The sequence below is a fragment of the Nonomuraea sp. NPDC050643 genome (genome assembly GCF_040654715.1).
Classification (GTDB): Bacteria; Actinomycetota; Actinomycetes; order Streptosporangiales; family Streptosporangiaceae; genus Nonomuraea.
The window spans coordinates 84,559-94,196 of sequence record NZ_JBFAIM010000014.1; the positions used below are offsets into that span (position 1 = coordinate 84,559).

General features: G+C 68.1%; 23 protein-coding genes. 15 read left to right on the forward strand and 8 right to left on the reverse strand.

All coding sequences use genetic code 11. The features are described from left to right. Positions 1-16 precede the first annotated feature (16 nt). The 10 genes from AB0I15_RS20360 (at position 17) to AB0I15_RS20405 (ending at position 4,003) form a co-directional block, all read left to right on the forward strand. Entirely contained in the window at positions 17-325 is a 309-nt protein-coding gene (locus AB0I15_RS20360; RefSeq protein WP_358097411.1) for a hypothetical protein, read from the forward strand. Then, complete coding sequence (locus tag AB0I15_RS20365) at positions 325-633, forward strand: hypothetical protein (RefSeq protein WP_358097414.1); 309 nt, start codon at positions 325-327, stop codon at positions 631-633. The genes AB0I15_RS20360 and AB0I15_RS20365 overlap by 1 nt, the downstream gene beginning before the upstream one ends. Continuing rightward, positions 633-950, forward strand: a complete 318-nt coding sequence (locus AB0I15_RS20370; RefSeq protein WP_358097417.1) for a hypothetical protein — start codon at positions 633-635, stop codon at positions 948-950. Before AB0I15_RS20365 ends, AB0I15_RS20370 begins: the two co-directional genes overlap by 1 nt. Continuing rightward, positions 950-1,186 (forward strand): hypothetical protein, encoded by a 237-nt coding sequence (locus tag AB0I15_RS20375; RefSeq protein ID WP_358097419.1) that lies wholly within the window; start codon positions 950-952, stop codon positions 1,184-1,186. Before AB0I15_RS20370 ends, AB0I15_RS20375 begins: the two co-directional genes overlap by 1 nt. Positions 1,187-1,190: 4 nt before the next feature. Further along, positions 1,191-1,529 (forward strand): hypothetical protein, encoded by a 339-nt coding sequence (locus AB0I15_RS20380; RefSeq protein WP_358097422.1) that lies wholly within the window; start codon positions 1,191-1,193, stop codon positions 1,527-1,529. A 306-nt stretch (positions 1,530-1,835) separates the two neighbouring features. Continuing rightward, the gene (locus AB0I15_RS20385) at positions 1,836-2,321 is read left to right on the forward strand and encodes a DUF3102 domain-containing protein (protein ID WP_358097424.1); all 486 of its coding nucleotides are present in this window, start codon (positions 1,836-1,838) and stop codon (positions 2,319-2,321) included. After that, positions 2,321-2,812 carry a hypothetical protein gene (locus AB0I15_RS20390; protein WP_358097427.1) on the forward strand — a complete coding sequence of 164 codons (492 nt, stop codon included), beginning with the start codon at positions 2,321-2,323 and terminating at the stop codon, positions 2,810-2,812. The genes AB0I15_RS20385 and AB0I15_RS20390 overlap by 1 nt, the downstream gene beginning before the upstream one ends. Further along, complete coding sequence (locus tag AB0I15_RS20395) at positions 2,809-3,024, forward strand: HNH endonuclease signature motif containing protein (RefSeq protein ID WP_358097430.1); 216 nt, start codon at positions 2,809-2,811, stop codon at positions 3,022-3,024. The genes AB0I15_RS20390 and AB0I15_RS20395 overlap by 4 nt, the downstream gene beginning before the upstream one ends. An 89-nt stretch (positions 3,025-3,113) precedes the next feature. Further along, on the forward strand, positions 3,114-3,416 hold the full coding sequence (locus AB0I15_RS20400) for a hypothetical protein (RefSeq protein ID WP_358097432.1): 303 nt from the start codon (positions 3,114-3,116) through the stop codon (positions 3,414-3,416). Between the two features lie 359 nt (positions 3,417-3,775). Further along, a complete protein-coding gene (locus AB0I15_RS20405; RefSeq protein WP_358097435.1) occupies positions 3,776-4,003 on the forward strand; it encodes a hypothetical protein in 228 nt (75 codons plus the stop codon). A 5-nt stretch (positions 4,004-4,008) separates the two neighbouring features. Here AB0I15_RS20405 and AB0I15_RS20410 read toward each other — a convergent pair whose 3' ends face one another. Both AB0I15_RS20410 and AB0I15_RS20415 read right to left on the reverse strand, forming a co-directional pair. Beyond that, complete coding sequence (locus AB0I15_RS20410; RefSeq protein ID WP_358097438.1) at positions 4,009-4,359, reverse strand: hypothetical protein; 351 nt, start codon at positions 4,357-4,359, stop codon at positions 4,009-4,011. Beyond that, positions 4,317-4,460, reverse strand: coding sequence for a hypothetical protein (locus AB0I15_RS20415; RefSeq protein ID WP_358097440.1), 144 nt, complete (start codon positions 4,458-4,460; stop codon positions 4,317-4,319). The genes AB0I15_RS20410 and AB0I15_RS20415 overlap by 43 nt, the downstream gene beginning before the upstream one ends. A gap of 129 nt (positions 4,461-4,589) precedes the next feature. Here AB0I15_RS20415 and AB0I15_RS20420 point away from each other — a divergent pair, with 129 nt between their 5' ends. Genes AB0I15_RS20420 through AB0I15_RS20430 form a run of 3 tightly spaced genes read left to right on the forward strand, consistent with a single transcriptional unit; the run spans position 4,590 to position 5,556 of the window. Next, positions 4,590-4,889, forward strand: coding sequence for a hypothetical protein (locus AB0I15_RS20420; RefSeq protein WP_358097443.1), 300 nt, complete (start codon positions 4,590-4,592; stop codon positions 4,887-4,889). Then, positions 4,873-5,094 (forward strand): hypothetical protein, encoded by a 222-nt coding sequence (locus tag AB0I15_RS20425; protein WP_358097446.1) that lies wholly within the window; start codon positions 4,873-4,875, stop codon positions 5,092-5,094. Before AB0I15_RS20420 ends, AB0I15_RS20425 begins: the two co-directional genes overlap by 17 nt. Positions 5,095-5,097: 3 nt before the next feature. Then, entirely contained in the window at positions 5,098-5,556 is a 459-nt protein-coding gene (locus AB0I15_RS20430; protein ID WP_358097448.1) for a hypothetical protein, read from the forward strand. Positions 5,557-5,605: 49 nt separating this feature from the next. Here AB0I15_RS20430 and AB0I15_RS20435 read toward each other — a convergent pair whose 3' ends face one another. The 6 genes from AB0I15_RS20435 to AB0I15_RS20460 form a co-directional block, all read right to left on the reverse strand. Further along, complete coding sequence (locus AB0I15_RS20435) at positions 5,606-5,992, reverse strand: hypothetical protein (RefSeq protein ID WP_358097451.1); 387 nt, start codon at positions 5,990-5,992, stop codon at positions 5,606-5,608. Between the two features lie 12 nt (positions 5,993-6,004). Then, the gene (locus AB0I15_RS20440; RefSeq protein ID WP_358097453.1) at positions 6,005-6,496 is read right to left on the reverse strand and encodes a hypothetical protein; all 492 of its coding nucleotides are present in this window, start codon (positions 6,494-6,496) and stop codon (positions 6,005-6,007) included. Positions 6,497-6,832: 336 nt separating this feature from the next. Then, positions 6,833-6,985 (reverse strand): hypothetical protein, encoded by a 153-nt coding sequence (locus tag AB0I15_RS20445; protein ID WP_358097455.1) that lies wholly within the window; start codon positions 6,983-6,985, stop codon positions 6,833-6,835. Positions 6,986-7,135: 150 nt separating this feature from the next. Continuing rightward, positions 7,136-7,696 carry a hypothetical protein gene (locus AB0I15_RS20450; RefSeq protein WP_358097458.1) on the reverse strand — a complete coding sequence of 187 codons (561 nt, stop codon included), beginning with the start codon at positions 7,694-7,696 and terminating at the stop codon, positions 7,136-7,138. 147 nt (positions 7,697-7,843) lie between these two features. Then, on the reverse strand, positions 7,844-8,023 hold the full coding sequence (locus AB0I15_RS20455; protein ID WP_358097461.1) for a hypothetical protein: 180 nt from the start codon (positions 8,021-8,023) through the stop codon (positions 7,844-7,846). A 66-nt stretch (positions 8,024-8,089) separates the two neighbouring features. After that, a complete protein-coding gene (locus AB0I15_RS20460; RefSeq protein ID WP_358097464.1) occupies positions 8,090-8,314 on the reverse strand; it encodes a hypothetical protein in 225 nt (74 codons plus the stop codon). Positions 8,315-8,646: 332 nt separating this feature from the next. Here AB0I15_RS20460 and AB0I15_RS20465 point away from each other — a divergent pair, with 332 nt between their 5' ends. Further along, complete coding sequence (locus tag AB0I15_RS20465; RefSeq protein ID WP_358097467.1) at positions 8,647-8,985, forward strand: hypothetical protein; 339 nt, start codon at positions 8,647-8,649, stop codon at positions 8,983-8,985. 471 nt (positions 8,986-9,456) lie between these two features. Beyond that, entirely contained in the window at positions 9,457-9,609 is a 153-nt protein-coding gene (locus AB0I15_RS20470; protein WP_358097470.1) for a hypothetical protein, read from the forward strand. Positions 9,610-9,638: the final 29 nt, after the last annotated feature.

The following is a 9,638-nucleotide window of genomic DNA, read 5'->3' on the forward strand; positions in this document are numbered from 1 at the left end:
CTGAGTGGGTGGCGTCATGACCGACACCGTGAAGCCGTACCTGGTCGTCGACTCCGACGACAAAGACCTTAGGCACCGGATCGACACGCCCGAATACCAGGCGTTCCTCGCATGGACGCGCTCCGAAGGGATAACCCCGGAGAACGCGAGGCGCTGCGAAGTCTTCGACGCCTGCGACGGGAAGCCGCCCTACGCCGTCCTGACCATGTACGAGCTGGGCGACAAGGGCGTCAGGATCTACGACGAGGTCACCGAAGAGATGGTCACCTACACGGACATCGTCACCCTGTCGTCGCTGCCTCCGTTGAGGGAGGTGAGCGGCTGATGGCCCGCCGCATGCTCCGCTACCAGGTGGTGGTGGGCGACCGCCCGAAGCGAATTGAGATCGGCGAAGGTTGGCTGTCGCCTGCCCGCGTAGAAGCCTCACGGCTCGGCGTCGGGCCGAACGCCCAGCACATCGTGGAGTTCTGGGCTGAGGGCGACCTTGACGGGCCTGTCGTCGGCGTGTGGCTCCAGGTGTTCGGCACCGGCCATCCTCTGCCTGAGGGCGCCCGCTGGTGGGGGACCACCGCCCGCACCGAAGACGGGTTCGTCTGGCACCTGTACGAGGTGCCGAACGAGGAGCAGGGCTGATGGCCTACGACGACCCTGATCTCCGGGACCTCATCCGGTCCGTCGCGGACCGCTTCGACCTCCTGATGGAGGAGATCCGGAAGCGGGACCTGCTCCCGCCCACGCCGCAGGACGCTCACGCGATGCGCCGGCAAGCCGATGAGGCGCGTGAGCACTTCGCCTGGCTGCACCACTGCGGCACCCTGAACCACGGCTACTGGGAACCGGGCGCCATGTGCTCGGGCTGCCGGTTTTCCGTGGACAAGGCCGGACACGTCGATGAGCACTACAGGCTTGTACCTGTTGAAGGACTCGGCGACGACGAGGGGCGGGGCTGATGTCTGCTGGCAGCACGCTCCAAGCGTGGAACGTGAGCGACCTCGACGACCTCCGCACCCTCATGGGCAGGCTCCGCGACGCCTACGAAGGCGACCCCGAGGCCGGTCACGGCATGGAAGACGCCCTGTTGCGGCGCGTGCTCTGCCTGATCGTCGAGGGGCATCCGCAAGCGGCGGACTTCGCGGCCGTGGTACTCGAAGCCAGCGAGTGGGACGTCACTCGCTGGTACGCCTGATCACGTGAACGTCTTCCGCTTCTTGTGGCGGGTGTACGCGGCCCCGCCGAAGAGCACGAGTGCGTCCGTCCTCCGGATCGTGATCGCGGTCCGGCTGGCGATGATCCTGCTGCGCTTCGCTCTCACGGGCCTCGTGGACGTGTCGTCCCTGCCTCCGCTGCATCGGCTGATCGATGCGTGGTGGGCGTACTTCGTGCTGCTGTATGTGCGTCAGCGGGACGAAGCACGGGCGGAGAACAAGGCGCTGAAGGAGAAGGTCTCGACGTACGAGATCACGTTCCGGGGCATGCCGCTCGTCGCCCAAGAGATGAACCGCCGCCGCGCCGAGAAGCGCGGCAACTGAACCTTCCGCGATAGAGCGGATTGCCCTGCTGCCGGGATGACAGCACCCGAGCCGCTGACCGTCTGGTCGGCGGCTTTCGCATGCCCCCTGATCTTGCGGCGCGCATCCCCAGGCGCTGAGCCGCGTTCCCCGTCCCGACCTGGCACGTCTTCCGTCTGGGGAGATGCGGAGACGTGCCGGTCGGGACTACATCTCCCCATCGGAAGGACTCTGGTGTCAGAGACTTTGGAAGGGCTGGTCGTACCAGCCGACGCATGGACGCCTCAGCAGGCGGCGAGTCACGTCAGGGAGGCGTGGCAGAACGCCGTGGACTCCATCGTGGAGACCGGCCGCAGGCTCATAGAGGCGAAGCAGCGCGTAGGCCACGGCAACTGGTTGCCGACCGTCGAAATGCTGCCCTTCAGCGAGGCGACCGCCCGAAAACTCATGGCGATCTCCACCCACCCCGACCTTGCAAATCGTTCTCACGGGAACGATTTGCCCGCGTCGTGGTCCACGTTGTATGTGCTTGCGCAGTTGCCACCTGGCGAGATCCCCAAGCGGATCGAGGCTGGCGAGATCACGCCCGAACTCGATCGGTCCACTGCTCAGACGTGGGTGTCCACCTACGCGGCATCTCGCCAAGAAGCGCTCAACGCCTGGAGCGGGGCCGTGGACGGGCTGACTCGCGCCCTGTCCTACGCCAAGACCTACAAGCCGCCAATCGGTATCCCGGAAAACTACGTCTCCGTGGCAGACTTCGCAGAGCGTGCCGAGTCGCTGCTGGAGATCGCGCAGGGGTGGGATGCCTGATGGCCGTGGACCGCAGCATCCAGATCCGCACGCAGGAGATCATCAGCAAGAGCCCCGTGTCGATCAGTCTCCAGGACGCAGTCACGCAAGCGCTCCGGGAGAAGTTCGGCGACGACATCGCTGCCATCACGGCGTACGCGGCTTCGCTCAGCGCGGGGACCATGAAGGGCATCCGCAAGGCGACCTACAACCTGCCCGATGACGATGGCACGCTGTTCGATATCCCCATCGTGATAGCGGTCACGACACCCACTGATGGCGATCTGCTCGTTCCCAGGGAACTCGCCGACACTGGCCACGTGCGCCAGTGGACACGCGAAGGACTCCAGCACCACAGCACCCAGCGGCTCAGGTTCAAGAGGGCGACGAAGGACCTCGAACTGGTCGCTGACGCCGCAGATGGCGCTGCCTGGTCGAACACGCGAGCCTCGCTCGCGGAGCGCAAGAAGGAACTCGAAGCGGCGGAGTCCGAGGCGGAGGGCGAAGAGTGAAGAGATCGCCGCGACTGCAGGTCCCGCCTGCGATTCTGCTGCGCATCGCTGAGCGCGACCAGTGGAAGTGTCACGTCTGCGAACAGGGCTACGTTCCGAACGATCCGTGGGAGATCGACCACGACAAGCCGCTCGCGAAGGGCGGCACCAACCACGTCAACAACCTGAGGTTGGCGCACAAGCGCTGCAACCGCGAGAAGGCTTACGCCTGATCCCGTAGACCTCCGGGCGGGCGGTCCTAGCCGCACGCCGCACGCTTCCGCCCGCCCGGACCACAACCCCTCACCCCTCAGGAGCCTCCGTGGCCGACAAAGAGAACACCCTCGACGAGAGGCTGTCGTGGGAGCAGGAGTTCGTCCGCAGGGTGGCTCGCGCGCTCGCCGCTGCGCATTATGATCACGGCTTCCGCCCGGAGAAGGTGGACAGCGAGGGAGAGAACGGCGGCGCGTGGTCGTCGTACACGTGGGAGGACCCGTCGCTCAGCGTCTCCGTCCAAGGCAGATGCCCTTGCGGTTGGGATGTGTACGTCAGCGCGGACACGCCGGAAGAGATCGCCAAGCTGCTACGTGAGATCACCGAGCCGGAGGAAGCCGATGCCCGATGACCTCCGCCAGCGGTACGCCGAGGCGCTGATTGCCCGCATCAAGCAGTCCGTGATCCCCGACCCGTACATGCCGGGCATGGCCTCCGTCTTCGGGGCGACCGAGTACGACCTTGCTGATGTAGCGCTCGCGGTACGAGACGAAGAGATGGAACGTCGACCTCGCCACGATCGTGGCCCGTCTGGAGCAAGTCCAGACCGAAGGCGGCTGGGAGCATGTCAACCCGGTGGTGCGTGAGCGCAATCCTGACGTGCGACCTGCCGCGCCTCCGCGAGCACCTGACACCGGAAGCGCTCGCGCTGATCGCGGACAGCTAGACCGGCTCGAATAGCCGTTCGACCCTCTGGGTAGTGTGGCCTGCGTGGACCGCCTGCCCGTCGTACGCCTGCCCGGCCATCAGACCGAAGCCGGAAGCATCATGCAGTGGCGGCAGAAGCCTGACGGCCAGTGGGAAGCCCTCGTCGAATGGGTGGAGGACGTCCCCGGCTATCGCGGCGATCTCGAACCCCGCCAGACGTGGTTCCCCGCCCAGAGCGTTGAGCCGGTCAAGGGCGAGAACTACTCCCGGGTGCCACGCACTTACGCTTGAGCCGGTCAGTCAGCGTCGTCGGCCACGCACTGGCAGGGCACCGTCACCAGCGTCCCCGCCTCCTTGTCGAGGTGCGCGACCTGACGGGAGCCGAGGCACAGGCGGCACGGGAACGCGGCGGCGATCAGCGGATCCGACCACACCTTGTGGTCGGACGCGGTCGGCTCAGGCGGCGGCGGCTTCTCGCACCGCTCAAGCGGCTCGTTGTCGCCACCGACCCAGCCGAGACCGCTACAGAACCGGCAGGCGAGGAACAGGTCGACGAACCATTCACCTCTGCGGCCCTGGCACGCGGGGCACGTGATGGGGTCGGTCACGTCCGGCCCGTCCCGCCGCACGTGGAGCACGGCACCCACTTGCGCTGCTTGTTCTCCTCGCCGTTCATCTCCATCCACTCGCCTTGCGCCCCTAGGCAGGTGCCGCAGACCGGGGCGGCTTCGTCGTCGTTCTTCGCCATGACCGCAACGTAACCGGGCGTGCACGGCTGGTCTGTACTTGCCGAGGATCGACACGCCTACCGAGACCCGTTCGGCTACGACCAGCGAGCCCGCCCCGAGCGGGCCTTTCTCGTTTCGGAGGTGGTCGCGTGCCGCTGTCCCCATCGGAGTGGTCGTACGAGTCCACCGGCATGTCCTACGCCGACTGGCTGAAGAACAAGGGCGTCCACACCCGCGCCGGCGGATGGACCCACCACACCCGAGACCAGCACCGCGAGTACGTGGGCAAAGACGGCCGGCGTGTGAAGGACACCACCGACCAGCTCGGCAACCGGGTGATCCAGCACGGCCGAGACCAGCAGTCCGTTGTGGCCCGCCCTCAGACGGTCACCGCACAAATCCCAGCCTCAGCGATCAAGAGGGAGAGCACCGATGTCCGCGAGCGATGACCGCGCTGACGAACTGCAAGCGCAGGTAGATGCGCTACGCAGGCAGGCCGTACTCGAAAAGGAACTGCTCGACGCGAAGGCGTCGGGTGACAGAACCGCGATCCAGGAAGCCGCCGAAACGCTGCGCGAGGCGCGCTCCCAGACCCGCCCCAAGGGCATGTCCGTCGGCGGCGACGCCTTCGTCAGCAACCCCGAGGAGGGCTGATCGATGGCTGTCGCTGCGGGCATTTTCGTCAACAACATCATCGCCGCTCTGGGCACCGCGAACCTGGATCTGGATCTGGAGAGCGAGACTGAACTCAAGGTCGCCCTCTTCACGAACTCGATCACAGCGGATTTCGACGCCTCGACCGCGAACGCCGCCTACGGCGCTGGTGTCTTCAATGCCAACGAAGTCAGCGGCACCGGCTACAGTGCGGGCGGCCTGGTCATCACCACGACCACGCTGACCGGCAGCTCCGGCGTGATGACGTTCGACTCCGCTGACCCGTCCTGGTCGTCGTCCACGATCACGAACGCTCGTGGCGCGCTCATCTACAACAACGTTCTCAGCCCCAAGAGCGCCGTTGTCCTATCCAACCTAGGCGCCGACTACTCGACCTCCAACGGGACGTTCCTGATCACCGTCTCCGCAAGCGGCTGGTTCAACGTCGACCTCGTTCCGTAGCCTGCAGCAACGCCGCCTGACCCTGCCGCCTCCGGGCGGTTTTCTCATGTCAGGGGGTCGGCGTGGCGATCGCGATCGACGGCTCGTCCCCAGCGATCGTCAGCAACGGCGGCTCGGCGGTCACCTCGGTCACCACCGCTACGTTCACCCCACCGGCGGGCAGTCTGCTGGTAGCGATGGCGATGTCCACCAGCAGCGCCAACCCCGTCGTGAGCGGCGGCGGCCTGACGTGGACCCGGCAGATCCAGCAGATCCGGTCCGGGTCGTACGCCGAAGTGTGGACCGCGCCGGTCGCGTCGTCGTCGGCGATGACGGCGACGCTCACGGTGACCGGGACGTTCCGCGTGGTCGCGCTGAAGATCGACGTCGTCACCGGCCAGCACGCGTCCAACCCGATCGGGCAGTCCGGCGGCGGCACGCTCAACGCCAACAACATCACCCCGACCGGCTATACCTCCAGCGTCGCCGACAGTCGGGGCTTCTTCTCCGCGCTGGAGTCCGGCCTCGCCGCCCCCACGTCAACTGATGACGCGTCCCCGTGGACGGCCAGCAACGGCGCCACCACGTGGGGCGGCGCGGCTGTCCGCAAGGCCGCCAACACAACCTCGTCGGGCACTGCGGTCAGCTTCAACGTCAACGGTCCCGGCGCGACCACGACCGACTGGGCGTGGGCGGCTCTGGAGATCGTGCCCGCCGGTGGCAGTTCGGACGCGAACCCGACCCCGTCCGTGGTCGCGGCTACCGCGTCGATCCCTGGTCCGACCGTCACCGCCGTCACGACGGCCTCCCCGTCAGTTGTCGCTGCGGTGGCCAGCATCCCGGCACCCACCACCCGGACCGGGTCGACAGCTACACCTGGTGTAGTCGCGGCAACGGCGTCGATTCCGGCGCCGACCGTGCACGCGTCGATGACCGCCGCTCCGGCCGTCGTCTCCGCCACCGCGACCATCCCCACCCCGGACGTGTCCACCGGCAGCGAACCGGTCCTGGTCGACCTGGTCGCCGCCGCAGGCCGCGCCACCCCGCTCCCCGTCGACCAGCCTCTCGGCCTCCAAGCAGGTGACCTGCTGATCGCCCACCACGCGGCCGACGTCGGGACGCTGGCCTCGATGGGCGCCCCCTCGGGCGGCGACCCGTGGACGCTGCTGGATGAGTATTCGGCGGGCGACGACCTCATCCAGGTCAAACTCTGGTGGCGGATCGCCGGCGCGTCCGAGCCGTCTGGATGGGACTTCGACCAGGCGGACAACGCCGACGGCGTCGCCGTGATCGTCGCCTACCGCAACGCCTCGACCAGCACGCCCACGATCGACCGCGACGAGGCCACCGGCACCACCAGCGTCCCCACCCCCGGCATCACCCCGACCACCAGCAGCAGCGTGGAGTTGCGGTTCGCGTCCGGCGTCCCCGCCGTGGCCGGCGCGACCACGTGGACCACCCCGGCGCCGCTGGCCGAGCAGGTGGACCTGCAGTCGACCGACTACACGTCCACGGTGGCGGCCGTCCGGACTCTCTCCTCTGGCGACCCCACCGGCACGGAGACGTTCACGGCGAGCGCCACCCAGGCGTATGGCGCCGGCTACACGATCGGCATCGGCTCCGCTACCAGCTCCGGGGATGCGAACGCCACCCCGGCTGTCGTCCCGGCGACGACGACCGTCCCTTCCCCGTCCGTCTCCACCGGCTCCACGGCAAGCCCTGCTGTGGTGGCGGTGTCGGCGTCGATCCCGGCCCCGTCCACGAGAACGGGCTCCACCGCGACTCCGGCCACGGTTTCCGCCGTGGCGTCCATCCCCGCCCCGAGCGTCGCGGCGGGCTCTACCGCGAGCCCGGCCGCCGTACAGGCTGCCGCCACTGTTCCCGCCGCGTCGGTGAGCGCCGGCGCGTCCGCATCGCCTGCCACCGTGCAGGCGACGGCCAGCGTGCCCGCTCCGTCGGTCACCGCTGTCACCACCGCCTCACCCTCGACGGTCACGGCCACCACGACGGTGCCGACCCCCGCCGTCTCCACGAGCTCGACAGCTTCCCCGAACGTCGTCGGGGCCACGTCCACGATCCCAGCGCCTACCACGTCCACCGGGGCGACTGCGACACCTGGCGTGGTCCCGGCGGCCACCACCATCCCAAGCCCCACGGTCACGGCTGACTCCACCGCGAGCCCTTCCGTCGTGGCTGCGCTGGCGTCTGTTCCGGCGCCGGCCATCTCAGCGGGTGCTACGGCCTCGGCTGGCGCGGTCCAGGCCGTAGCAGCCATCCCAGAGCCGACTGTGGCGACCGGGCAGGTCGCTCAGCCCGCCACCGTCACCGCGACGGCCGCGATCCCGACGCCGGACGTGGCCACCAACTCGACGGCCACGCCTTCCGTGGTCGCTGCGGTTGCTTCGATTCCCGCCCCCGCGGTCCAGACGGGCAGTTCGAGCACCGCAGCACCGGACACCGTTCTCGCCGTCGCTTCCATCCCGTCCACGACCGTGACGGCAGGATCAACCGCAACACCTGCCGTGGTGGTCGCTACAGCGTCTGTGGGCGCTCCTCAGGTGTCGGCAGGCTCCACAGCCTCACCCGCCACCGTGAGCGCGTCAGCGTCGATTCCAGCCCCGAACACGAGTACGGGAGCGACCGTCAGCCCGGACACCGTCCAGGCGAGCGCGAGCATCCCCGCACCCACGGTCGAGGCGGACGGCAACGCCACAGCGCAACCCGCTGTCGTCACTGCCGCGGCGAGCATCCCGGCGCCGGCCACGAGCACCAGCACCACCGCTCAACCCGCCGTCGTCCTCGCCACAGCCGCAGTCCCTACACCGACGACTACGGTCCTTGTCGCTGCCACCCCGGCAGCCGTACAGGCGTTCGCGACCATCCCCGCGGCCCTGGTCTCCACCACCGCACGGCCACCCGTCGTGGCAGCGGTGGCGTCCATTCCGACGCCCTCGGTCAGCACGGGCGAGCCTCCGCCGACTCTGGACCGTCTCGGCGGATCCCTGGTGTCGGCTGCGGTTCTCGGAGGATCCCGCCTCGCCTCGCAGGGCTTGGGCGGATCCAGCCTCTCTACGAGCGATCTGGGCGGACGCCAGGTGTGAGGAGGTGGCCATGCCGGACACGATCAACCTGACGCTCACGGAGGACGACGACGGCCGGGCCACCTTCCAGATCACGTCCGCCGGAGTCGCTCTCGGGCTCGCCTCTGCTGACGTGTTCGCCGTGGTGAAAGCCTCGCAGCATGTCGAGGACGACGCCGCCTCAGGCGTGTACACGCTGACCGAAGGGTCTGGCGTGACGATCGTGGACGCTGCGGCGGGCACGGTACGCCTGGACTTCCCGTCCGCTGTCACCGAGTCGCCGTCGATCTGGTACTACAAGGTTCGCGTCACCGCTTCGACGATCACTGAGACGGCCATCACGGGATGGCTGTCCATCTCGGACGCCTGATGCCCGCTCTCAAAGTCTGTAGTCGTCCCGGGTGCCCGGAGCTGACCGATCGAGGCCGCTGCCCTGGTTGCCGTTCCCAGGCTGAGCGTGCCCGCGGCAGTGCCGCACAGCGCGGCTACGGAGGCTCCTCGTGGGACAAAGCACGCAAGGCGGTGCTCACCAGAGACCCGCGCTGCGTTTGCCCCGATAGCGCTCACGACCACGCAGTCCCGTGCGGGGCGCCGTCCACGGTCGCCGACCACTACCCGAGCGAGCGACGTGATCTCGTGGCCGCTGGCGTGCCTGACCCGGATGCCCCCGCGCGGATGAGGGGCGTCTGTACCGACTGCCACAACCGCAAGACCGGCGTTGCCACCCCAGGCGGATGGAACGCCAGGTGAATACCCAGAGTGAGAATCGAAGATCAATCTTGCCGATCCGTCGGGCCTGATACCTACGGTCCGTAATCGCCGCAGGAAACGGAGACCGACCATGGGCGTCAACGACCTGTTCACTCTCCTCGCGCTCGCCTGCTTCTTCGCAGCTTCCGTCGTCGCCGTGATCCACAAGTCGTGGGTTCCGGCGCTCTTCTGCGCGGGCGTGTTCTTCGTCGTCCTCGCGGGCGCAGACCTGATCAACACCTGACTTGTACAAGATCCTGCGGTTCGCCACCG

Bases quoted from the DNA above. Each gene is read 5' to 3' on its own strand.
- AB0I15_RS20360 (WP_358097411.1), top strand. From the start codon at position 17: ATGACCGACACCGTGAAGCCGTACCTGGTCGTCGACTCCGACGACAAA.
- AB0I15_RS20365 (WP_358097414.1), top strand. From the start codon at position 325: ATGGCCCGCCGCATGCTCCGCTACCAGGTGGTGGTGGGCGACCGCCCG.
- AB0I15_RS20370 (WP_358097417.1), top strand. From the start codon at position 633: ATGGCCTACGACGACCCTGATCTCCGGGACCTCATCCGGTCCGTCGCG.
- AB0I15_RS20375 (WP_358097419.1), top strand. From the start codon at position 950: ATGTCTGCTGGCAGCACGCTCCAAGCGTGGAACGTGAGCGACCTCGAC.
- AB0I15_RS20390 (WP_358097427.1), top strand. From the start codon at position 2,321: ATGGCCGTGGACCGCAGCATCCAGATCCGCACGCAGGAGATCATCAGC.
- AB0I15_RS20415 (WP_358097440.1), bottom strand. From the start codon at position 4,460: ATGGCGAAGAACGACGACGAAGCCGCCCCGGTCTGCGGCACCTGCCTA.
- AB0I15_RS20425 (WP_358097446.1), top strand. From the start codon at position 4,873: ATGTCCGCGAGCGATGACCGCGCTGACGAACTGCAAGCGCAGGTAGAT.
- AB0I15_RS20430 (WP_358097448.1), top strand. From the start codon at position 5,098: ATGGCTGTCGCTGCGGGCATTTTCGTCAACAACATCATCGCCGCTCTG.
- AB0I15_RS20435 (WP_358097451.1), bottom strand. From the start codon at position 5,992: ATGTTGTTGGCGTTGAGCGTGCCGCCGCCGGACTGCCCGATCGGGTTG.
- AB0I15_RS20465 (WP_358097467.1), top strand. From the start codon at position 8,647: ATGCCGGACACGATCAACCTGACGCTCACGGAGGACGACGACGGCCGG.
- AB0I15_RS20470 (WP_358097470.1), top strand. From the start codon at position 9,457: ATGGGCGTCAACGACCTGTTCACTCTCCTCGCGCTCGCCTGCTTCTTC.